Genomic DNA, 24,607 nt, shown 5'->3' on the forward strand with positions numbered 1-24,607 from the left:
ATTTTATTCTTCTGATTCAACTTCACCGCTTATACGCTGTGAATTGATCACTTTAAAATCTTTGCTAAAATCAATCCCCTGTCCGTTAGAAATTCCTTTTGCGTCTGTCAGTTTAAATTTTCTTTCTGTATAAAACCATTCATTTTTCTGGTCAAAATACAGCTGTTCCGTTTCCAGTACCTGTCCTTCTTCAGAGGTAATTTTTACTTTTCCCTGTAAATCAATTATACCGGTAGGTTTATAGGAAACCGCATAATTAGATCTTATAAAAGTACGTTTTTGTTTTTTATCGTACAGTGTAACATCAACTCCTTTTGGAAACTCTGTAAAAGGGAAATCAAGATTGGAGTAATCCAGCATTTTTGAACTGATTAAAACCCCTGTTATTTTTCCTGAGTCTGTATATTTGATATTAACAGTGTCTGCATCACTGGCCGGAACGAACTCAGAGAAGTTGATTTTCTGAACTTCTTTAAAGTTACTTTCGCACCCAAAAAACAGTGTCACAGTTATAACTGTGACAGCGCTTATGATATATCTCTTTGGTAAATTCATTTGCCAAATGTAGTAAATTGTGACGAGCTTATAAAAACATAGAAGTTTATGTTTTAGTTGTATTTCGTCTTCACAAACCATCTGTCATTAAATGAGAAGCTTAAACTAAAGTTCAGGTAGTTTTCTTTAACCAAACCAGCAGATGTTGTTCCTCTTTTACCAAACTCAATTCCAACATTTACATTTGAAAATGTTCCTGTAATTGGAAAACCGGCTCCCAGAGACATTCCTACATCATTTACCGCTTCATTATTTATTACCAGACCTAATTTTTCGTATTTCAGACCCGCTCTGTACGTAACTCTGCTGAAATAACTGGCAAAAGAACTATAGTTTGGAATATAGTATCCTCCAAGGGCATACTTGCTGTATTTTTCGTATTTAACGTTATTCCTTGTATTATAGTAGTTTGCAAGCTCGCCTGCGCCCTGAAAAGCCATCGTGGTTCCTACCAGCCATTTTCTGGCCTGTCCTATACCCGCTCCAAAAGTTACTTTGTTAGGCAGTTTAAGACTTGTATCTATTGGATCTGCACTAACAGAATCCGGATCTCCGTCTACTTCAATAATTCGGTTACTAACTGAGTTTAATGTACTTCCAAAAGTATAACTCAGACTCGTATAAACATTTAATTTTTTGGTGATTTTAGTCTGATACATTGTACCAATATTAAAATTCACACCTGATAATTCAGAGCTATTGGTTTCTCTGGTAGCATTTTGAACGCCCGATACCGCTTCAATACTGGTAGTTGAGATTTTTCCGAAATTATACTGTAAATCTGCTCCAATATTCCATTTAGGCGTAATTTTATATCCCAGACCAAAGAAAACCTTATTCACACCGCCTTTTCCTTCAAGCTGGCTGCTTACTTCTCCTTCTGTTGTATTTATATCTGAAATTTTATATCCAACGGAAGACAAAGGCACTAATCCGAATCCGGCTCCAAATTTCCCCATTGGAATTCCCAGTGCCAGATAATCGAAAGTGGTTCTCTGTGCTTTTGATGATTCACTGCTGCTTTTAATAGTGGTAGTAGCAAAAGTTCCTCCTACAGAAAAAGTAGTCTGCCCCAGACTGGCATAACTTGCCGGATTTTCAATATTCAGGTGAATACTATCCTGTTCAACCGCAACTCCTGCCATTGTTCTGTTTTCGAGAGTTCCTTTAAACCTTGTTTCTCCAATTCCATAAAAAGAATAAGGAGACGAACTACCTTGCTGAGCAAACGAAACGAACGAAATAAGTAAACAGGCACTTATTATAATTTTTTTAATCATTGTCGATTTTATATTGAAATGTTTGGTTCAAACTTTCCAGAAGGAAATTTGAATTGGCAAATATGGTATTTTTTAATCGTTTAGCCAAAAAATCTGCATCGCCTCCCGTTAAAATTATTATAAAATTTGAAAACTTTGATCGATATTCATCGATAAAACCGTCAATCTCATAGACGAATCCGTTCACAACCCCAGAGTGAATCGCCTGTGCCGTTGAGTTTCCTATATAGGAATCCGGCTGTTCTAATGTCAGTAAAGGCAGCCGGGCCGTGTAATTGTGCAAAGCTTCATAACGCAGTCTGAGTCCCGGAGAAATGGCACCGCCAAGATAATTGTCTGATTCGTCGATAAAATCGTAGGTTATACAGGTACCGGCATCTATAACGAGTCTGTTTCTTTTGGGAAACTTCAGTGTGGCTCCTGCTGACAGAATCATCCGGTCGATCCCTAAAGTTTTTGGGGTTGCATATTGATTATGGAAAGGAAACACATCTTCATGCGTAAAAAAATGAACATTCAGCTGATTTTCGAAAGCCAAAAACGATTCTTTTTCGATACTTCCTACCGAAGCAGCAACCAAATCGGAACAATTTTGAAATTTTTCGAGAATTTCTGTAATTTTTTTTTCAAGTTCATTTCGCTCAAAAATAAAATGTTCCAGAACAGTACTACCCTCAAAGACAGCCGCTTTAATTCTGGTATTTCCCACATCAACGGTTAAAATCATTTCTTTCTTTTTGTTTTTGCGAAGATACAAATTGATTTTTTTAAAAAAATGTTTTGCATAAACGGAAAATGATTCTATATTTGCACCCGCAATGAGCACAACACGGTACCTTAGCTCAGATGGTAGAGCAATGGACTGAAAATCCATGTGTCCCTGGTTCGATCCCTGGAGGTACCACAAAACCCGAATAGAAATATTCGGGTTTTTTGTTTTTAATATGTTTTTAGATGCATTACTTATATATTTATTCAAATTCTTCTCAAAAATTCTATATCGGAGAAACAAAAAATATGGATGAAAGAATTCTTAAGCATCAAAACCATTTTTATTCAAATTCTTTTCTGTTTTTTTAACCGCAAAGAGCGCAAAGAAAAAGCGCAAGATTCGCAAAGCTTAAAAATAACTTTGCGAACCTTTGTGTAAAACTTTGCGCTCTTTGCGGTTAAATCCTTTTTCAGTTCAAAACCAAATGTCAACAAATAAACATATTTTGTTAAAAAAGTATTAACTGAATAAAAAAATATCTTATATATTCGTAAAACTATAATTTTATCTTTCATTTACTAATAAGATTTCAAAGCAGTTTTATGAGCAGAACTTCTACTAAAGGCATCTGGAAAGTAATTTCCGCCTCCTCAATGGGAACTATGATTGAATGGTATGATTTCTATATTTTTGGGAGTTTAGCCGTTGTTATTTCTACCAAATTCTTTCCCAGTGACAATCCAACAGCCGCTTTTTTATCAACTCTGGCAACCTTTGCAGCCGGATTTGTTGTACGCCCTTTTGGAGCGCTGTTTTTTGGAAGACTTGGCGATATTATTGGCCGAAAATACACTTTCATGGCTACATTACTGTTAATGGGCGGTTCTACTTTTTTAATAGGCTGTATTCCCAGTTATGAAACTATTGGCTTCCTTGCTCCTTTATTAGTTTTGATTCTGCGTTTATTACAGGGACTCGCTCTTGGCGGAGAATATGGCGGTGCTGCAACTTATGTGGCCGAACATGCTCCCGTTGGACAAAAAGGATACTGGACTTCCTGGATTCAGACTACCGCTACTGTAGGTTTGTTCATCTCTTTAATGGTGATTCTGGCCACTAAAAGCGTCCTTTCTGCCGAAGCTTTTGATTTATGGGGCTGGCGTGTTCCTTTCTGGGTTTCGATTGCAATGGTAGGAGTTTCTTATCTGATTAGAAAAAACATGGACGAATCTCCTGTTTTTGCCAAAGCTAAAAAAGAAGGAACCACTAGTAAAAATCCGTTACGGGAAAGTTTTGGAAACCGCTACAATTTAAAATTTGTTTTACTGGCCTTATTTGGCGCCACTATGGGACAGGGGGTTGTTTGGTATACCGGGCAGTTTTACGCTATGAGTTTTATGAAAACGGTTATGAATATTGATTCGTCTCAGGTTGACAGTTTACTGGGTATTGCTCTTTTAATCGGGACTCCGTTTTTTATTGTTTTTGGATGGCTCAGTGATAAAGTGGGAAGAAAGTACATTATGATGCTGGGAATGCTGCTGGCTATTATATTCTACAGACCCATTTATAAAATGATGTACACCACTACTGACGTTAGTTACAAAACTGAAATCACAGAAAAAACAGTTAGAAACACTGAAACAACGAAAGAAAATAATACAATCACAACTACTTTTAAAACCTTTACAGACGGAACCACGTATATAGAAAAGAAAACAGATTTCGCTAATAAAAAGGAATCTCAAAGCAACATCGTAATTAACATTAATTCAGGCGATGAATGGACGCTGATTTTTCTGGTTTTCATTCAGGTTATATTTGTTACAATGGTTTATGGGCCCATTGCAGCCTTTTTAGTGGAGATGTTCCCAACTAAAATCAGGTATACTTCAATGTCACTTCCTTATCATGTAGGAAATGGGATTTTTGGAGGACTGCTTCCTGCCATTTCAACCTATTTTGTAACACATGCAAAAGCGGCCGGGAAAAGTGATTTTTACCTTGACGGACTTTGGTATCCTATTAGTATTGCTGCGGTCTGCTTTGTAATTGGAATGATTTATATCGACAATAAAAACAAAATTAATCATCTTTAAAAAATTTTAGAACATGAATACAATCAAACAGGCTTTAGGCGTTTTATGGGTTATTTTATCAGTTGCTGCTGCTTATTTTTGTGTGTTTGAGTTTGGCCTGCCTAAATTATTATCAGACCAGCAGGATGATTTGGTTTTCGGCATTATTATTCTTTTTATCCTGACTCCATTAATCGTTCTTGGTTTGGGAACTTTTGGTTATTTTGCCGTTATTGGAGAATATAACCATAAAAAGAAATAGATCTGCAATTAAAAAACACTAATACAGAAAAGGGCTGCCTACCATCGTGTAGAACAGCCCTTTCTCATTACTAACCAAACCAAATTTTTAATCTGTCCAGATATATTTTAAAGTTTATTTTTTAATAAACTTCATTACTTGTATGTTGTTATTTTCGTCTGAAGCCTTTACAATATATAAACCGGTCTGAAGATCACTTACCCCAAACTGATAATCCGGATTTCCGACTGATGTAAAACTTTTAACCAGCTGTCCGGAAACAGAATAAATCTGAACGGCTGTAAATGCAGTACTTAACGTAAAATAATGGGATACCGGATTAGGATACAGACTTACTGTATTTCCTTTTTCAAAATCTCCAATAGCCAGACTGGCTGTTTTATTACCATAAATTCTGTATTCACCAGCCGGTAAATTAACCGGCACATTTACATCGGTAACATTTATCGTGGTATTGTCCATTAAGTTGTACCAGGTGCCTGTATAAGGAAAACCAGTCGCCACATTTTGAGCTGTCGTATCAAAATTAGCCAGAATCACAACATCTTTTAATTGCGTCGAAGTCAGACTGGCATTCGTTATTTTAATGTTTACGGTTTTAGAGTTGGTATTGGTTATGGTGGATGTTCCCACAAATACCGGCTCTGTCTTTTTAAGCGTAATCATCTTAGCCCAATCGTTATAAATTTTATTGCGATTCGAATCGGCCAGCCAGTTTTCTGTCCATTGCGGCTGCGGCTTCGTATCTAATTTACAATCTCCGGAAATGGTTGAAGAAGTATCGTTTATTGTCCCATTATTGCACATATAAATAGAATCATCCATACCCAGTTCACCAAAATGCCAGATCATTTTTGGTCCCGGAACCAGCAATGAAACCGCCCCAACTGCCGGCATTCTGGACAAAGCTGTATTTAGATTTTTAACATTATAAGTACCATTTGAAGCGCCGTACTGTACATTTTTATACATCAAACGCTCTTCGTCATGGCTTTCAGCATATCCCATTAAACGATTTGCCGTAAATCCTCTGCTTACACTTGACATTCTGGTGATCGTACTATTATATCCCATTGACAATTCATTATAAGGATCTGTCATTTTCCCCCACATCATAACCCCTTTACTCGGCGTTTCAGCCACACGATAATTAGCCCACTGCTGTTCTTCGGCATCTGTTCCTAAATGTTCAAAAATAGTATAATGTGTTGGATCTAAACTCCATGAATAATCAGCATATTTTTTCAAAATATCAACTCTGTCCTGCTGATAACCATTGGTACAGGATTCATCTGAAGCGGTACAAGCCTGTGTAAATCCTTTGGTTAAATCCCAGCGAAAACCGTCTATTTTATATTCTTCAATCCATTGTTTTACAACACGCTCTACATAATATTGTGTTCTTGCCGACTGATGATTGAAATCTTCTCCTACACTATAGGTATGTTTGGCTGTTGTATTGAAATAGGGATTTTCGGCTGTTGGTGATCCAAAACCATCTCCATCCGGATCATTCATCCACATTCTTACCATGGGATTTCTTCCAAAAGCATGATTGAGTGCTACATCCAGAATTACGGCAATTCCGTTTTGGTGACACAAATCGATTAATTCTTTCAGCTTATCAGATGTTCCGTAAAATTTATCCAGTGCCATATGAAATGAAGTATTATACCCCCAGCTTTCATTACCTTCAAATTCCATTACGGGCATTAACTCGATGGCATTTATTTTAAGATTTTTAAAATAGTCGATTCTGTCAATTAAACTTTGGTAATTTCTGGCAGCATCAAAATCACGAACCAGAACTTCATAAACTACCAGTTTTTCTTTTTCTGGTTTTACAAAATTAGTCACCTGCCAGTTGTATGGTGTCTGACCTGTTTTTAAAACGGTAACCTCAAATTGCTGTCCGGCGGGATAAGCGGGCAGATCCGGGTAAGAAGATGCCGGAATATACGGATCATCATACGGAGATAAAACTAAAGTCGAATAGGGATCGGCCGTTTTTACCATTGCTGGCGAATTAGCAAGCGGTGCAGCATCAACAACCCAGTATTGATACGTATTATTTGCTCCCGAAACTAAACCTGTTAATTCTAACCAGAATTTCCCCGAAACCGGATCTTTTTTCATGGCATAAGCCGAAGTAGGCTGCCAGTTATTAAAACTACCGGCAACATACACAAAGTCTTTTAAAGGTGCATCTAAAACTAAAGTTGCTTTTGTTGCATCTGCTGCATTATAATTAATTCCGTCAACCAAACCTGCCGGCATTGCCTGCGAAACGGTGTTTGGATTTACTACAACCGAAAACTTTTTAACGATGGTATTTCCATTCTGAGTCGCACTCAGCTCATACGTCTGATTGCTGGTGATATTAGTATGAGAATATGAATAAGCAGCTGTACTTGTATTGGTATTGATAACCGTTCCGTTTGCTTTTAACGAATAACTTGCCGCTCCATTGGTATTGGATGCCGTAATAGTAAAACCGGATCCTGAAGCTATAATAGTAGAACTGTTTTCAACCGGAGCTGTCAGTGTAACCTGAAATGATCCTACTTCTGCAAAAATATCCTGCGATTTTTTATCACTGGTCCCATCTTTAGCTTTAACCAAAAAGCCAATCTTTCCTATTCCATTTCTTGCAAAATAAGCAGAAGGGGTAATTGTTTTGGTATAAGTATCGGTTCCTGCATTATAAGTAAATTTACTTGCTTCATTAGACGATGTCCAACTTCCATTAGATGGCGAATCTATTTGACCGGCATCATTTATATCATAAGACCACGACCAAAGATACAAGGCATTAGTTGTATTAATCCCCCATGAAGTTTCATTAACACTAGTACCATTAATAGTAATAGTAATTGGAGTAGTTTCTTCAAAAGTCGATGGGCTTATTGAATAAGTAACTGTTTGCGCTAACTGTGCAAACGAAACCATCGATACCAAAAGAAATATTGATAGTAAAGTTTTTTTCATAATAATTGTGGTTATCTAGTTAGTCGATTAAAAAAGGGCTATCCGGAGATAGCCCTTTTTCAGTTATTAACTGAAGTTTTATTGATTAGGAATCATTACATAACTTCCGTCTAAATCATTGAAATAAATAAGATATTTAGATTTTGCAACCGGTATATTATCTCCAGTTCCTCCACCTGAAAAGGCGGTAGTTCCTCCCCATGAAACATCCCAGGCATCATTTGCTCTAAACTTCATCTCTCCATCATTTAAAGAGGTTACACCTAATGTCCAGATGTGTGCATTGAAAGAAGATTTAACCATTGCAGTAGAAGCATCCCATCCTTTAGAAGTAGCACTTCCAATAATACCTACAGTACTATAAACTGTTGCCCCTGCACCAGCAGCATATGGAGTTACTGTATAGGTTAATTTCTGAACATCCATAACAAAAGTATAGTATCCTTCTGCAGGAATTTCAAAACTCGCAGGATCTGCATCACCTTCTGTTGCTCTGTAAATTAAAGATCCGTCTTTACCTCCATACATTGGAGCCCAGCTTCCTAAGTTTTTAATAGCTTTAAAGACTCCTTTTTTGAAGAATCCTGTAAATTTATATTCATTTGCATTTGTTCCGCTTCTGAATAAAATTTGGTTTCCTTTATTGTTATCCCAGCCCGAAACTGTAGCATCTCCAACTAAATACCAATCGTCGAAATCATAATCAACTTTTCCAACATATGGAGTTACAGTAATCGAAATTAATCCTTTTGAAACCTGAGTAAATCCTCCTGATACATTAGAGGTAATTTTTACATCGTACTCTGCAGCTACTTCTGGCACACCTCCAAGATCAATTGCCGCCTGATTTAAATCTTTTGCAAGCACCGATACCTCTGTAGTATTATTAGTAGTAGCTTCAAGAACTTTTGCCTCTGTAAAATCTCCTCCTTTTTTATCTATCAGTAAGCTGTATTTTACAGATACTGTATTAGAATATTCTGCTGCTGACCATGTAAATTTAGCAACTTCCTCAGATGCTTTTTCAACATCAAGAACATAATTTTGTCCTGTTGCAGGCGCAGTAATCTCTGGTGCAGCAATAGCATCCAGAATTGGTCTTTCGTCTACAGCATCAGCATTACATGACACCGCTAGTACACCAATAAATGCGATTAAAACTTTATATATATTTTTCATTTTTCAGTTCTATTAGGTGTTAGTATCCTGGATTTTGTTTCAAAGTTGGATTTGCCTGAATCGTTTTAGAAGGGATTGGCATTAAATCTCTGTATGAATCTGTAGCGGTACCGTTCATTACGCCACCTTTCCACTGCCAGATTTTAGTTCCTCCCGTGAATTTACCAAAGCGAATCAAATCCGTTCTTCTATGGCATTCCCAGAACAATTCTCTTCCTCTTTCATCCAAAATAAAATCAAGCGTCAATTGTGCTGTAGAGATATTCTGTGCACCAGCTCGTGTTCTAATTTGGTTTACATACCCTAATGCTGTAGCTATATTTCCTGTTGAAGCTCCTCTTAAAGTTGCCTCAGCATACATTAAATAAGCATCCGAAACTCTGAACATTGGAAAATCTGTATCTGGAATATCAGTTCTCTGAGCCGCTGAACCATCTGCTTTTTTATTAATAAACTTTGTTACAGCATAACCATTTGTAAATGTTGATATATTGGCAATATCTAAAGTTTGACCATCTGTATAGAATGTGCCTCTTTTATCTCCTGTAGCAGTTGCATCAGGGAAAAGTCCGACAAACTCTTTACGGGTTCTGGTTCCCTGCCATCCACCATCCATACCTCTTGAAGCAGCATCCATACTTCCTCCAATAGAAGCGTGAAGAATAAAACTCATTCCTCCACCAGTTGCTCTAATAGCAATACCGTCACTAATAATTGGAAAAATAAATTCATTTTGAGCTCCGTTTTTATCATTATCCGCAGAGAACAAATAAGCATAAGGAACATTTGCAAATGCATAGCCTGAATTAATTACTTCACTACATAATGTAGCAGCATCATTATTTCTATCTGTGCCTGTATATACTTTAGAATTTAAATAAATCTGTGCCAATAAAAATTTAGCCGCTACTTTATCAACTCTACCATATTCATTTGTTTTTGCGTCGGCAAGACTGTTGTCTAGATCTTTCAATTCAGACTCTACAAAAGCAAAAACTTCTGCTCTTGATTTTTGCACAGGGTAAAAGAATCCAACTGGGTCAGCTTCTGTTGTAATTGGGACATTCCCAAACAAGTCCATTAAATTTACATAAGAGAAAGCTCTTAAAAAGCGTGCTTCTGCTCTAAAAGTGGCAATTTCAGCTTTTAAATTAGCATCAACTCCTCTTGCTTCTAATTTCTCATCTGTAGTTTGTCTTAAAAACTCATTTGCCAAACTAATGTGGTAAGATGCTCTGGAATAAGTTCCATATAAAAACTCATTAACAGGTGACCAAGTCTGTGTATTTAGTGTTGGTAAAGTACCATCTGCCCAGGCAATAACTGCTTCGTCTGTAGGCAATTCCTGAGTTACAAAAAGCAAACGTAAATAACTGCTGAAATCCCCTCCTAAACCAGAAATATCGGCAGAACCATCACCATCATTACCTCCAACATATAAACCAGCATATAATTTTGCTAAAACTTGTTTATACGAAGCCGGATCCTGAAAGAAAGTTTCAGATAAAAACTCATCATCATCCTTTGGTGTCACGTTTAAATCGTCAGTACACGAAGTAAGCGTCATACTTATTCCTAAAATAAACAGGAAAAAATAAGATATATATTTAAATGATATTTTCATTTTGTATGTTTTAAAATTTGTTTTTCAATGTACTATTAGAAACTTGCATTTACTCCAAACAAGTAAGTTCTTGCTCTTGGGTAAACATTACCATCAATTCCGTTGAATTTCTCCGGGTCTAACCCATCATATTTTGTAAGTACAAAAACATTTTGAACACCAGCAGAGAATCTTAAAGAAACATCTTTTAATAAAGATTTGTCTAAAGTATAGCCAAGAGTTACGTTATCTAATTTGATAAAAGAAGCATCTTTTATGTAATAGTTAGATAAATAACGTTGTGTCCCATTATCTTCAAATTTGAAACCAGTGTTTAAATAATCTGAGCTAAGATTAGATAAATCATTATCTCTTCTTAAAGCCGCATCTGAATAACCCATATTAGAATTTACGTTGTCAAAAATGTAATTTCCTAAACTTGCTCTCCAGTTCATTGTAAAATCAAACTTCTTGTAATTTAAAGTTGAAAACAATCCAAATGTATAATCTGCTGTTGGTTTTTTATATCTGTAGCGATCGTTTGCATCTATTTTACCATCTCCATTTCTATCTACATAAGCACCAGCTATTGGTTTTTTGTTAGCATCGTATAACTGCTCATATACGAAGAATGAGTTTGGAGCAAATCCGACAGTATTAATCAAAACTTTATTTCCATTTCCTCCTTTAATATTATCTCCCACTTCGTAACCTTGAAAACCTTCAACAGTTTGTCCTAAACTTTCAATTTTCTGATCCAGGTAAGTAGCATTAACAGCAACATTCCAATTGAAATTATCTTTTTTGATAATATCAGACTGAAGACTGAACTCAAGTCCTTTAGTTCTTAAGTTACCAATATTATTAAATCCTTGGTTTCTTAAGTTTGCTCCATCTGGGACTAATACATCTGCCAATAAATCAGTTGATTTTTTATCAAAATAGTTAACTGTACCTGTAATTCTATCATGTAAGAATCCGAAATCAAACCCTACGTTCATTTCAGCCAATTCTTCCCATTTAATATTTTGGTTGTATCCCTCTGGTCTGGCTGTTCTGTAAACCACACCATTAAATACATACTGAGTATTAACTGTACCAAGAGTTACTCTTCGTAAATAATCGTATTGAGCAGAGATATCCTGCTGACCAGTTGTACCGTAACCTACTCTTAATTTTAAACTAGAAAGTGTTTCGTTATCTTTCAAGAAAGACTCTTCGGCAATATTCCATGCAAAAGCACCTCCCATAAAGTTACCCCATCTGTTTTCTTCAGAAAAACGAGAAGTTCCGTCTCTTCTGTAGTTTAAAGTCAATAAGTATTTACTGTCCCAACCTAAGTTCAAACGACCAAAATAAGATTGTAAGTTAATATCCGGATCAGTAATAACATCTTCATTTCTAGTTTCAACTGGCTGTGTAAGAGCCCCTGACTGGTATTTTTCTTTTTGAAACAACTGATAGTTGTAACCAGCAGTAGCATCTAATTTAAGTTTTCCTAAATTTTTAGTATAAACGAAATAGGTGTTTAAGTTCTTATTTTGAAGATCATCAGTATACGTATCATAGTTTCCTAAATTCACATAACCTGCCGAAGTAAAAGGAACTGGCTGGAACCCTAAAATACTTTCTGTACTTTGTCTGTTATATCCACTGCTGTCAAATCTGTCTATACCAGCTTCAGCTACAATTCTTAAATCTTCAAAGAAGTGGAATTTATAATCTACACTAATGTTACCCCATTTTCTGGTAGATTTAGATCTTTTATCTTCCTGGTTTAATCTTGCAACTGGATTTTTAGCAGGCAATAATGCTATATTTCCATTTGGCTCTAACCACTCAAAGTATCCTCCATAACGAGAACCTGCCTGATAAGGAGACTGTGTTGGATCAAAACTAATTGCAGAACCGATAACGGCATCTTCATCCTGGAACTGATTTTTGCTGAAAGACAAGTTTCCGCTAATATCAATTTTTAAGTGATTGTCAAATAAAACTGGATTTAACGATATCGATGTCGTTGTTCTTTCAAAAGAAGTGTTTCTTAGAATTCCAGGATTATCAACATTTCCAACAGATAAACGTACTGGTAATTTGTTAAATAAAGCACCGCTGACAGAAATATTATTATTTGTTGTTAAAGCTGTGTGGAAAATTTCATCCTGCCAATTTGTACTTGCAGTACCCATTGTTGCTTTTTGAGCATCATTCCCTAATGTATTTACTAAATTACGGAATTGATCTGCGCTTAAAACATCTACTGTATTAGCAACCGTATTAATACCAACCTGAGAGCTGAAATTAACTTTTACACCACCTTTTGTTCCTTTTTTAGTAGTAATTACGATTACACCATTTGCCGCACGTGAACCATAAATAGCTGCCGCAGATGCATCTTTTAATACTGTAAATGACTCAATATCATTTGGATCAATAGTAGATAAAATACTTGTTGCTCCACTTGGAACAGCATTACTTAATGGAAGTCCGTCCAAAATAATCAATGGATCGTTAGAAGCACTTAATGAAGATCCTCCACGAATTCTGATATCTGCTTTTGCTCCCGGAGCTCCTCCTCCAACAACATTTACACCAGCGATACGTCCTCCAATTAAACTTTCCGGAGTTACGTTAATTCCTTTATTGAACTCTTTTGCAGAAATTTGAGATACAGATCCTGTAGCGTCTTTTTTCTTAACAGTACCGTAACCTACCTGTACTACAACTTCCTGCAGCTGATTTGTATCCTCGCTTAAAGAAACGTCGATTGTTTTTTGTCCGGTGTAATCAATTGTTTCTGTTTTGTATCCAATAAAAGAAACCACGATTTTACTTCCCGTTTTTACATTTGACAGCTGGTAACTTCCATCAAATCCAGTTGATGCACCATTTGGAGCACCCTGCACATTTACATTTACTCCTGGTATTGGCTGACCTGTTGTTTTATCAACAACAGTCCCTTTTAAAGTGTTTTGAGCTAACACACTAAATGGCAACAACAGGAATAAAAATAACAACTTTTTGTAAATTGTTTTCATACTTTTTGCTTAAATTAGTTTGAGTTTGTGATTGTTAGTTAAGTTTTTAATTTTACTTCGAATTCCAAAATTATGAATTTATTAACACGCTCAACGCCAGCAAATTTTTATAGGTTTACGAAAACGTGGTAGTGTTGAAAACTTTCTATTTTTTGTAATCTTTTAAGTCAAAAATTGTCAATTATAAAAATTTCAGATACCTTTATTATTAATTAGATTTTTTTCAATTCACGCCATGAAACGTAAAATAACCCTGAAACAGATTGCGAAGGAACTCGACGTATCGATCTCAACTGTCTCAAAATCACTTAGAAACAGCCTTGAAATCGGAGAAGAAACGAGACTAAAAGTTCAGGCTTTTGCAAAGTTTTATAACTATAAACCCAACAACATTGCCCTTAGTTTAAAAAACCGAAAAACCAAAAGTATCGGTATTATTATTCCGGAAATTGTACATTATTTTTTCTCTACTGTAATCAACGGAATTGAGCAGGTTGCGAACGAATATGGTTATAGTGTTGTCATCTGTGTATCAGACGATTCATTTGATAAAGAAGTCTTAAATATGGAGATGCTGGCCAACGGAAGTATCGACGGTTTTATCATGTCTCTTTCAAAAGAAACCCAGTTTAAAGGCGACTTTCATCATATTACCGAAGTGATCAATCAGGGAATGCCGGTAGTGATGTTTGACCGCGTTACCAACGATATTTTATGCGACAAAGTAATCATCGATGATAAAGCCGCTGCTTATGAAGCCGTACAGAGCTTAATTGATAACGGAAGAAAAAAAATCGCACTGGTAACCACCGTTGATTATGTAAGCGTAGGAAAACTGCGAACCGATGGTTACGAAAAAGCTTTGTTAGATAACGGATTACCCTTTAATGAAGATTTAATCATAAAAATTGAAGATGTAGATACCTGCGAAATTACCATAAGCCAGCTTTTACACGATCGTGCTTTTGATGCTGTTTTTGCGGTAAATGAACTTTTTGCCGTAACGATTATCAAAACAGCCAATAAAATGGGATTAAAAGTTCCTGAAGATTTAGCTGTAATTGCTTTTACTGACGGAATTATCTCAAAATATTCAACTCCAACCATTACAACCGTTAGCCAAAGCGGTGAAAAAATGGGAAATAAGGCCGCTAAAATGCTTATTGAACGCATAGAAGCCGAAGAAGACGATGATGAAGAACATACCGAAAATTATACCACAGAGGTGATAGAAACCCACCTTATAAAGAGAGAATCTACCGACTAATTTTCTTGAAATCAACACTTTCCAAAGCCATAATTTTTTTTTATGGCTTTTTTATTAGTATAAATAAAAAAATAATTTATAATTTTACGCCCGTCAAGGCTTTTAGTTTTACTTCGAAAGAAACAGTAAGTTTTGATAAGCAAAGCGCTTATCGTATAATTTTTCACAAATTACGATAATGGAAAAGCGTAAATTAAGTTTCTGGGAAATCTGGAATATGAGTTTCGGTTTCTTAGGAATCCAAATGGGGTTTGCACTTCAGAATGCAAATGCCAGCAGAATTCTTCAAATTTTTGGTGCCGACGTACACGAACTTTCGTGGTTCTGGATTATTGCTCCCTTAATGGGATTAATAGTGCAGCCAATCATTGGTCATTACAGTGATAAAACCTGGGGGAGATTTGGCAGACGAAAACCTTTCTTTTTAGTGGGAGCCGTTTTAGCTTCAGTGGGATTAATTCTAATGCCTCAGGCTAACATTTTCATTTCTGTTTTACCTGCCTTATGGGTTGGAGCCGGAATGTTAATGATCATGGATGCTTCGTTCAACATTGCTATGGAGCCCTTTCGCGCTCTTGTTGGAGACAATCTAAGAACAGACCAGCGTACTGCAGGTTTTAGTATTCAAACTTCCTTAATTGGTTTTGGAGCCGTAATTGGTTCCGCACTGCCTTATATCCTAACAAAGTATTTTGGTGTACCCAACAGTACCGTTCCAGGAAGTGTTCCCTTAAACTTAACCTTATCCTTTATTATCGGTGCGGCAGTTTTAATTGGTTCAATCTTAGTTACGTTATTCACAACAAAAGAATATTCACCAGAAGAACTGGCAAAATTTGAAGATCCGCAAAATGATATGATTTCTGATTCTGAAGAAAAATCAAAAATCACAGATATCTTTACCGACTTTGCAAAAATGCCAACAACGATGCGTCAGCTGAGCTGGGTACAGTTTTTCTCCTGGTTCGGGTTATTCGGAATGTGGGTTTTTACCACTCCGGCAATTGCGCATCATATTTACGGCTTACCATTAAGTGATACTTCAAGCCAGCAGTATCAGGATGCAGGAGACTGGGTGGGAATTCTTTTTGGAGTTTACAACTTCGTTTCGGCAATTGTCGCTTTGTTTTTCTTACCCTATATCGCTAAAAAAATTGGAAGAAAAGCAACACATTCACTTTCATTAGTCATTGGAGGAATTGGATTAATCTCCATTTATTTCATGCCAGATGAAGACTGGGTTGTACTGCCAATGATTCTAATTGGAATTGCCTGGGCAAGTATTCTGGCTATGCCTTATGCTATTCTGGCCGGTTCGATCACACCTAAAAAGATGGGAGTTTACATGGGAATCTTCAACTTTTTTGTAGTTATTCCTCAAATTGTAAATGCTCTAATTGGCGGTCCCATTGTAAAATATCTGTATAACGGTGACGCCATTTATGCCTTAGTCACAAGCGGAGTCAGTTTTCTAATTGCTGCCGCTTTAGTTTCTAAAGTAAAAGATGTAGACGACTTTAAAAAGTAATTAATTACGTATTCCCCCTTAATAATGAGCAAAAAAGCATTCATATTCGATCTTGACGGAGTGATCGTTGATACCGCTAAATACCACTTTTTAGCCTGGCAGAAAATTGCCAAAGAATTAGATATAAATTTTACACTTGAAGATAACGAACTTTTAAAAGGCGTAAGCCGCGTTCGTTCTCTGGATATCATATTAGGATTAGGAAATCTTCAGGCTTCACAGGAGGACAAAGACAAATGGCTGATTCAAAAAAATGAAGAATATCTTTCTTATTTAGTTGACATGGACGAAAGTGAGATTCTTCCGGGAGTTTTAAAAATTCTAAAACTATTAAAAGATAAAAACCAGGGAATTGCATTGGGCTCAGCGAGTAAAAATGCAAGACCAATTCTGGAAAAAACAGGCGTTCTGTCTTACTTCGATGTTATTGTTGACGGAAATGACGTTACCAATGCAAAACCAGACCCTGAAGTATTCTTAAAAGCGGCTCAGTTATTACATATCGATCCGAAAAATTCAATTGTATTTGAAGATTCTGTTGCCGGAATTCAGGCAGCGAATATTGCAGAAATGGTAAGTGTGGGAATTGGTGAGGAAACAATTTTACATGAAGCTGATTACATTTTTAGAGATTTCACTCTTATAGATGAAAACTTTATCGACAAGTTAATCAATTAGATAATGTGCCAATTTGATAATGAGAAAATGAATAATTATCAAATTGAAACAAATTAAGAAATCGTTCCAAATCATCAATCAAAACATTACAAACAATCAGCAATTAGAAATAGCCAAAAAAATAATTATCAAATTGGCACATTATCTAATTCTCTAATTAAAGAAAACAGATGAATCAAGATTATATAAAACCAGACAATTGGTCTATTATTGAAGAAGGATTTGATGCGGAGAGAGTAAAATCGTCTGAAAGTCTTTTTAGCATCGGAAACGGGGCTATGGGACAACGCGCCAATTTTGAAGAAACATACTCAGGCGAAACTTTCCAGGGAAGTTATATTGCCGGAATTTACTACCCAGACAAAACAAAAGTGGGCTGGTGGAAAAACGGTTATCCGAAATATTTTGCCAAAGTTTTAAACGCTCCAAACTGGATCGGAATTGACATTGAAATCAACGAAGAAAATCTTGATTTAAATGCATGTACTGAGGTTAGAAATTTCCACAGAGAATTGAATATGAAAGAAGGATGGTACAATCGTTCTTTTGAAGCAGTTTTGAAAAACGGAACTGAAATCGCTGTAAATGTTCGTCGTTTTCTGTCACTAAATTTAGACGAAGCCGGAGTTATCAAATACGACATTACCCCTTTAAACAAAGATGCTAAAATCGTTTACAAACCTTATATTGACGCTGGTGTAACCAATGAAGACGCCAACTGGGAAGAAAAATTCTGGGAACCTCTTGAAGTTAAAAAAGGAACAAACGAAGCTTTTGTAACCGCTCAAACATTCAAAACGCATTTCAAAGTAACGACTTTCATGCACAATACGATTTTGGCAAATGGTGAAGATGCTCATATTTCACCGTCAACAATCGATTCAACTATAGATAAAGTTCAATACACTTACGGAACAATTATAGCAAAAGGACAAACCTCATCCATTCAAAAAATTGGAGGTTATACGGTTTCTTTAAACCATGAAAACACTTTGGCCGGAGCCGAAAAAGTAATTAAATCTGCTATTGCTTTAGGTTATGAAACTTTACTTCAAAACCAAATTGATGCGTGGGCAAAAGTTTGGGAAATGTCAGATATTACTATTGAAGGCGACGTAAAAGCACAACAAGGTATTCGTTTCAACATTTTCCAATTGAACCAAACCTATTCAGGAAAAGATTCTCGTTTAAATATTGGTCCAAAAGGTTTTACTGGAGAAAAATACGGCGGATCTACTTATTGGGACACTGAAGCATATTGTATTCCGTTTTACATGGCTACAAAAGATCAGCAAGTGGCAAGAAATTTATTGACGTATCGTTACAACCAATTGGACAAAGCGATTGAAAATGCTAAAGATAATCTAGGTTTCAAAAACGGCGCTGCATTATATCCAATGGTTACCATGAATGGTGAAGAATGCCACAACGAATGGGAAATCACGCACGAAGAAATTCATAGAAACGGAGCTATTGCTTTTGCCATTTACAACTATAACCGTTACACGGGAGATTACTCGTATATTCCGGAAAAAGGATTAGAAGTTTTAATCGGAATTGCGCGTTTCTGGCATCAGAGAGCTTCTTTCTCAAAAGACAAAAACCAATATGTAATTCTTGGAGTTACAGGGCCAAACGAATATGAAAACAACATCAACAATAATTTCTACACCAATTATATTGCAAAATGGTGTATTGATTTTGCTGTTGAACAAATCGAAAAAGTGGCTTCAGAATATCCTGCTGATCACAAACGTGTGATGGATAAAGTTAGCCTTTCGGCGAATGAAATTCAGGAATGGAAAAAAGTAGCTGATGACATGTATTTCCCAATTTCAAAAGAACTTGGAATCTATTTACAGCAAGATGGTTTCTTAGACAAAGATTTAGTTCCAGTAAAAGATTTAGATAAATCACAGCGCCCAATCAACCAAAAATGGTCTTGGGATCGTGTGTTGCGTTCGCCATACATCAAACAGGCTGACGTTTTACAAGGTTTTTATTTCTTCGAAGATCATTTCTCAAAAGAAGAATTAAAACGCAATTTTGAGTTCTACGAATCGTTTACAGTTCATGAAAGTTCGCTTTCACCTTGCGTTCACTCGATTCAGGCGGCAGCATTAGATAAAATGGATATGGCATACACATTTTATTTAAGAACTTCTCGTTTGGATTTGGATGATTATAATAAAGAAGTCGAAGAAGGTTGTCATATCACGTCAATGGCCGGAACATGGATGAGTATCGTGGAAGGCTTTGGAGGAATGCGTGTTAAAAATGACCAGCTTCATTTCTCACCAAAAATCCCAAAAGAATGGAAAGGCTATTCGTTTAAAATCAATTTCAGAAACCAGATTTTAAAAGTTGCTGTAAATCATAACGAAACAACTTTTACTGTAGACGGTGATCAGGATTTGAACATTATAGTAAATGGCAAAACTATGACTGCTAATAAACTCGCACAAATTAATTAAATTACAATACTCTAAAAATCAAAAACATGAAAAACTTATTTTTCGCAAGTTTAATTTTGTTTGCGTTTAGCACCGTTGCAAAAGCGCAGCAGTTAAAATCGCCCGAAGGAAAGTTCGTAATGGAATTTTCTCTTCAAAACGATGGGACTCCAACGTACAATTTAAAATACAAAAACAAAGAAGTTGTAAAAACCAGTAAACTAGGTCTTGAACTTAAAGATGATAAAAAATCTTTATTGAACGACTTTACAATCGCTGATACCAAAACTTCCACTTTTGACGAAACCTGGAAACCTGTTTGGGGAGAAGTAGATCACATTAGAAATCATTACAATGAGTTGGCGGTTACTTTAAACCAAAAAAGTACCGACAGACAAATCGTTATCCGTTTTCGTTTGTTTGATGACGGTTTAGGATTTAGATATGAATTTCCAGCGCAAAAGAACCTTACTTACTTTGTAATCAAAGAAGAAAGATCTCAATTTGCAATGACTGGAGATCATACTGCTTTCTGGATTCCGGGAGATTATGACACACAGGAATACGATTATACAAAATCGAAATTATCTGAAATCAGAGGTTTATCTCAAAAAGCATATACGGCAAACGTTTCTCAAAAGTCGTTTTCGCCAACAGGAGTTCAGACTTCTTTGATGTTAAAAACGGCTGACGGAATCTACATCAACTTACACGAAGCAGCTTTGATTGACTATTCTTGTATGCATTTGAATTTAGATGATAAAAACCTGGTTTTCGAATCTTGGTTAACACCAGATGCAAAAGGAGACAAAGGTCATATGCAAGCGCCAAATCACTCTCCTTGGAGAACAATTATCGTAAGCGATGATGCTAGAGAAATTTTAGCTTCAAAAATGACTTACAACTTAAATGATCCATCAAAAATTGACAATACTTCATGGATTAAACCAGTAAAATACGTTGGTGTTTGGTGGGAAATGATTACGGGAAAAAGCTCTTGGTCATACACAAATGATTACCCAACAGTTCAATTGGGTGTTACCGATTTCGCGAAAGCAAAACCAAATGGAACACACGGAGCCAACAATGCTAACGTAAAAAAATACATTGACTTTGCTGCAGCAAATGGTTTCGACGCTGTTTTGGTTGAAGGATGGAACGAAGGTTGGGAAGACTGGTTTGGTCACTCAAAAGATTATGTTTTTGATTTCCTGACGCCTTACCCAGATTTTGATGTAAAAGGGTTACACAAATATGCAAAATCAAAAGGTGTAAAAATCATCATGCACCACGAAACTTCTGGATCTGTTCGTAACTACGAGCGTCACATGGATGCAGCTTACAAATTCATGAACGATAACGGATACGATGCTGTAAAAAGCGGTTATGTAGGTGATATTTTGCCAAGAGGTGAAAACCACTACAGCCAATGGATTGTAAACCACTACCAATATGCTATCGAAAAAGCAGCTGATTACAAAATTATGGTAAACGCTCACGAAGCGGTTCGTCCAACAGGAATTGCCAGAACGTATCCTAACTTAATTGGAAACGAAGCAGCAAGAGGAACAGAATACCAGGCGTTTGGAGGTTCTAAACCAAATCACGTTACGGTTTTACCATTTACAAGATTAATCGGTGGTCCAATGGATTACACTCCGGGAATCTTCGAAATGGATATCAGCAAAATGAATCCTGAGAACAAATCTCATGTAAACAGTACATTGGCAAATCAATTAGCATTATACGTTACAATGTACAGCCCGCTACAAATGGCTGCTGATACTCCGGAAAACTACAACCGTTTTCCAGATGCATTCCAATTCATCAAAGATGTGGCTGTTGACTGGTCAGAAAGTAAATATATCGAGGCTGAACCAGGAGATTTCATCACTGTTGCACGTAAAGCAAAAGGAACAAACAACTGGTTCGTTGGAAACGTAAACGGAGAAACTCCTCGTACATCTAACATCGATTTCAGCTTCCTTGAAAAAGGCAAAAAATACACCGCAACCATTTATGCTGATGCAAAAGAGGCACACTACAAAACAAATCCGCAAGCTTATACTATCAAGAAAATTGCTGTAACCAATAAATCAAAATTATCTCAGTTTTCTGCTCCGGGAGGAGGTTATGCGATAAGTATTATTGAAACCAAATAACACCCTAAAAAGACAAGTAATTTCCCCCAAGATTGCTTGTCTTTTTTTTAAAATGATGAAGCTGTCCTGCAAGGTTTTCAAAACCTTGTAGGTCTTCTAAAGTTTTACTCAATTTATACCTACAAGGTTTTGAAAACCTTGCAGGAAATCGAAACAAAAAACAGAAAATGAATTACAAGACAAGCTTTTTGATTTTTTTGACAGTACTTTTTTCTCTAAACAACTATTCTCAACAGAAAGTGTCAGCGAAATACGATTACTTATTGTATCTCCCAAAAGACTATTCAAAAGAAACCAAAAAGTATCCGCTTGTAATTTATCTTCATGGTGGAGGACAAAAAGGAAATGATTTAAATAAACTCAAAACATACGGCTTGCCTTATCTGGTTGAAAAAGGACAAAATTTCGATTTTATAATAGCTTCACCTCAATGTCCGGACAATAAATATTGGTCAACTGAAAATTGGTTCGAAACATTATATGCCGATTTGGAAGCAAAATATAGAATTGATAAAAGCAGAATTTATATTACCGGAATCAGTATGGGAGGTTATGGTGCTTACATTGCAGCATTAGACTTTCCAGATAAATTTGCCGCTGTTGTTGCCCTTTGTGGCGGCATTAACGACAGCGACGTAACAAGAGTATGTAATCTTAGTAAAATTCCAATTTGGGCTTTTCACGGCACAGCCGATGATAAAATTCCTTTTAGTGAAACGAAGAGAATCGCAAAAGGTCTTGAATCTTGTGAAAGTAAAAATAATTTCAAGTTTACCATTTTAGAAAATGAAGGTCATGAGATTCAGTACCTCTATGAAACAAAACCAGAAATATATAAATGGATGCTGGAACAAAAGAAATAAAAAATACAAACTATGAAAAACCAAAAAATATCACTTATCTATAAATTAATCCTGTTGGTTTTGTTGTTTTCCGCTTCCGCGAAAGCGCAAATCCAAAAAGTAGAACCTCCATTTTGGTATGCCGGAATGAAAAATTCGGAATTGCAGATTATGTTCTACGGAAAAAATATTGCACAATACGAAGCTTCCGTTTCTAATAATGTTGTGATTAAAAACGTTGAGAAAACAGAAAACCCAAACTACCTTTTCGTAACCATCAATACAAAAGATGTCAAAGCTTCTGAATTAACTTTCTCTTTCAAAAACAAAAATAAAGTCGCTTTTACTCAAAAATATGCTCTTAAAGAAAGAAGAGCCAATTCTGCCGACAGAAAAAGCTACGATGCCTCTGATTTAATTTACTTAATCATGCCGGATCGTTTTGCTAATGGAAATCCTAAAAATGACAGCAATGTTTCTTTAACTGAAAAAGCAAACCGCCAAGATCCAAGCGGACGTCATGGCGGAGATATTGAAGGAATCATCAAAAACTTAGATTATATTTCGTCTTTGGGTGCAACGACAATCTGGAGCACGCCTTTATGTGAAGACAACGACAAACAACATTCGTATCACACTTACGGACAATCTGATGTTTACAAAATTGATCCACGTTACGGAACAAATGACGATTACGCTCGTTTAGCAGCAGAAATGCATAAAAAGAACATGAAACTGGTTATGGATTATGTAACGAATCACTGGGGAATTACACACTGGATGATGAGTGATATTCCAACCAAAACTTGGTTTAATCAATTCGAAACTTTCACGCAAACACATCACCGTCGCGAAGTTATTACCGATATGCACGCTTCAAAAATCGATCAGGAAGTTTGTATTGATGGATGGTTTGTGCCTTCAATGCCCGATTTGAATTTAAGAAATCCTTTAGTTGCAAAATACCTAACTCAAAATGCCATTTGGTGGATTGAGTTTGCCAATCTTGACGGATTCAGAGTGGATACTTATAATTACTCTGATAAAACTGCCATGGCAGAATGGGCAAAATCTATTACAAATGAATACCCAAATTTCAATATTGTGGGCGAAATCTGGATGCACAATCAGGCGAGTTTGGCTTTTTGGCAGAAAGACAGTAAAATTGGTGCGATTGAAAACTACAATTCAAATCTTCCAAGTGTAATGGATTTTACGCTTCAAAGTCAGATTACTTCTGCTTTCAACGAAGACGAACCAAATTGGGACAGCGGATTGATTAAATTCTACAACAATTTTGCAATGGATTTTCTATATCCAAACACGAATAACATTTTGGTCTTCGCCGAAAATCACGATACAGATCGTATGAACGAAAAGTTCAAATATGATTTGTCAAAATACAAACTGGCTATGACTTTATTGGCAACCGTTCGTGGAATTCCGCAGATTTATTACGGTTCAGAAATCGGAATGGGCGGTGATAAAGGTAAAGGCGGAGATGCCGATATTCGTCAAGATTTCCCTGGCGGATGGGCTGGCGACAAAAACAACGCTTTTACAGCAGCAGGAAGAACGGCTCAACAAGCTTCTTTCTTTGATTTTACTTCAAAATTATTCAACTGGCGAAAATCAAATGAAGTAATTCATACTGGAAAAATGACGCATTATATTCCGGAAAACAATACTTATGTGTATTTCAGATATAATGACGCCAAAACCGTAATGGTAGTTTTCAATAACAATGCAAAAGAACAAGTTGTAAAAACAAATCGTTTCAAGGAAAACATCAAAAGCTTTAAATCAGGAAAAGATGTTATCACAGGAAAAACATTTGATTTAGCTACTGAAATCACTTTAGAACCAAAATCAGCTTTGATTTTAGAATTGGAATAAAAATATTTTTTCTCTCGCAGATTGAGCAGATTGAGCAGATAATTAAAAAAAATCTGCCGAATCTGCGAGATCTGCGAGAGACATTT

The 24,607-nt window shown here is 36.2% G+C and carries 17 protein-coding genes and 1 tRNA gene; 11 read left to right on the plus strand and 7 right to left on the minus strand.

Features of this window, described 5'->3' with window-relative positions:
* Positions 1–3: 3 nt before the first annotated feature.
* From lptC to ACODST_RS01150, 3 genes are read right to left on the minus strand one after another with little or no spacing between them, the layout of a single operon-like run.
* Positions 4–555 (minus strand): LPS export ABC transporter periplasmic protein LptC, encoded by a 552-nt coding sequence (lptC, locus tag ACODST_RS01140; protein WP_488930276.1) that lies wholly within the window; start codon positions 553–555, stop codon positions 4–6.
* A 53-nt stretch (positions 556–608) separates the two neighbouring features.
* Positions 609–1,835, minus strand: coding sequence for a BamG family beta-barrel-assembly machinery protein (bamG, locus tag ACODST_RS01145; RefSeq protein ID WP_488930277.1), 1,227 nt, complete (start codon positions 1,833–1,835; stop codon positions 609–611).
* The gene (locus ACODST_RS01150) at positions 1,828–2,562 is read right to left on the minus strand and encodes a type III pantothenate kinase (RefSeq protein WP_488930278.1); all 735 of its coding nucleotides are present in this window, start codon (positions 2,560–2,562) and stop codon (positions 1,828–1,830) included. Before ACODST_RS01150 ends, bamG begins: the two co-directional genes overlap by 8 nt.
* Before the next feature lie 104 nt (positions 2,563–2,666).
* Here ACODST_RS01150 and ACODST_RS01155 point away from each other — a divergent pair.
* From ACODST_RS01155 to ACODST_RS01170, 4 genes are all read left to right on the plus strand, one after another.
* Positions 2,667–2,739: transfer RNA gene (locus tag ACODST_RS01155), tRNA-Phe, on the plus strand.
* Positions 2,740–2,789: 50 nt separating this feature from the next.
* The gene (locus tag ACODST_RS01160) at positions 2,790–2,915 is read left to right on the plus strand and encodes a GIY-YIG nuclease family protein (protein WP_488930279.1); all 126 of its coding nucleotides are present in this window, start codon (positions 2,790–2,792) and stop codon (positions 2,913–2,915) included.
* Between the two features lie 234 nt (positions 2,916–3,149).
* Positions 3,150–4,646 carry an MFS transporter gene (locus ACODST_RS01165; protein ID WP_488930280.1) on the plus strand — a complete coding sequence of 499 codons (1,497 nt, stop codon included), beginning with the start codon at positions 3,150–3,152 and terminating at the stop codon, positions 4,644–4,646.
* A gap of 13 nt (positions 4,647–4,659) precedes the next feature.
* A complete protein-coding gene (locus ACODST_RS01170) occupies positions 4,660–4,887 on the plus strand; it encodes a DUF6814 family protein (RefSeq protein ID WP_488930281.1) in 228 nt (75 codons plus the stop codon).
* 114 nt (positions 4,888–5,001) lie between these two features.
* Here ACODST_RS01170 and ACODST_RS01175 read toward each other — a convergent pair whose 3' ends face one another.
* The 4 genes from ACODST_RS01175 to ACODST_RS01190 all read right to left on the minus strand — a co-directional run bounded on the left by ACODST_RS01175 (position 5,002) and on the right by ACODST_RS01190 (position 13,695).
* On the minus strand, positions 5,002–7,875 hold the full coding sequence (locus ACODST_RS01175; RefSeq protein ID WP_488930282.1) for an alpha-amylase family glycosyl hydrolase: 2,874 nt from the start codon (positions 7,873–7,875) through the stop codon (positions 5,002–5,004).
* A gap of 78 nt (positions 7,876–7,953) precedes the next feature.
* A complete protein-coding gene (locus tag ACODST_RS01180) occupies positions 7,954–9,054 on the minus strand; it encodes a SusE domain-containing protein (RefSeq protein ID WP_488930283.1) in 1,101 nt (366 codons plus the stop codon).
* Between the two features lie 19 nt (positions 9,055–9,073).
* Positions 9,074–10,678, minus strand: a complete 1,605-nt coding sequence (locus ACODST_RS01185; RefSeq protein ID WP_488930284.1) for a RagB/SusD family nutrient uptake outer membrane protein — start codon at positions 10,676–10,678, stop codon at positions 9,074–9,076.
* 35 nt (positions 10,679–10,713) lie between these two features.
* Positions 10,714–13,695 (minus strand): SusC/RagA family TonB-linked outer membrane protein, encoded by a 2,982-nt coding sequence (locus ACODST_RS01190; protein WP_488930285.1) that lies wholly within the window; start codon positions 13,693–13,695, stop codon positions 10,714–10,716.
* Between the two features lie 235 nt (positions 13,696–13,930).
* On the opposite strand from ACODST_RS01190, the gene ACODST_RS01195 reads away from it, so the two are divergent.
* The 7 genes from ACODST_RS01195 (at position 13,931) to ACODST_RS01225 (ending at position 24,521) form a co-directional block, all read left to right on the plus strand.
* Positions 13,931–14,962 carry a LacI family DNA-binding transcriptional regulator gene (locus ACODST_RS01195; RefSeq protein WP_488930286.1) on the plus strand — a complete coding sequence of 344 codons (1,032 nt, stop codon included), beginning with the start codon at positions 13,931–13,933 and terminating at the stop codon, positions 14,960–14,962.
* Between the two features lie 178 nt (positions 14,963–15,140).
* On the plus strand, positions 15,141–16,490 hold the full coding sequence (locus ACODST_RS01200; RefSeq protein WP_488930287.1) for an MFS transporter: 1,350 nt from the start codon (positions 15,141–15,143) through the stop codon (positions 16,488–16,490).
* A gap of 24 nt (positions 16,491–16,514) precedes the next feature.
* Positions 16,515–17,168, plus strand: coding sequence for a beta-phosphoglucomutase (gene pgmB / locus ACODST_RS01205; RefSeq protein ID WP_488930288.1), 654 nt, complete (start codon positions 16,515–16,517; stop codon positions 17,166–17,168).
* 170 nt (positions 17,169–17,338) lie between these two features.
* Positions 17,339–19,642, plus strand: coding sequence for a glycoside hydrolase family 65 protein (locus ACODST_RS01210; RefSeq protein WP_488930289.1), 2,304 nt, complete (start codon positions 17,339–17,341; stop codon positions 19,640–19,642).
* A 26-nt stretch (positions 19,643–19,668) separates the two neighbouring features.
* Positions 19,669–21,783 carry a glycoside hydrolase family 97 protein gene (locus ACODST_RS01215; protein ID WP_488930290.1) on the plus strand — a complete coding sequence of 705 codons (2,115 nt, stop codon included), beginning with the start codon at positions 19,669–19,671 and terminating at the stop codon, positions 21,781–21,783.
* Between the two features lie 167 nt (positions 21,784–21,950).
* Positions 21,951–22,646: a carboxylesterase family protein gene (locus ACODST_RS01220; RefSeq protein ID WP_488930291.1), complete on the plus strand. Its 696-nt coding sequence runs from the start codon at positions 21,951–21,953 to the stop codon at positions 22,644–22,646.
* A 12-nt stretch (positions 22,647–22,658) separates the two neighbouring features.
* Positions 22,659–24,521, plus strand: a complete 1,863-nt coding sequence (locus ACODST_RS01225; RefSeq protein ID WP_488930292.1) for a glycoside hydrolase family 13 protein — start codon at positions 22,659–22,661, stop codon at positions 24,519–24,521.
* The last annotated feature ends 86 nt before the right edge of the window (positions 24,522–24,607 follow it).

It is taken from the genome of Flavobacterium sp. FG19, from assembly GCF_057809475.1.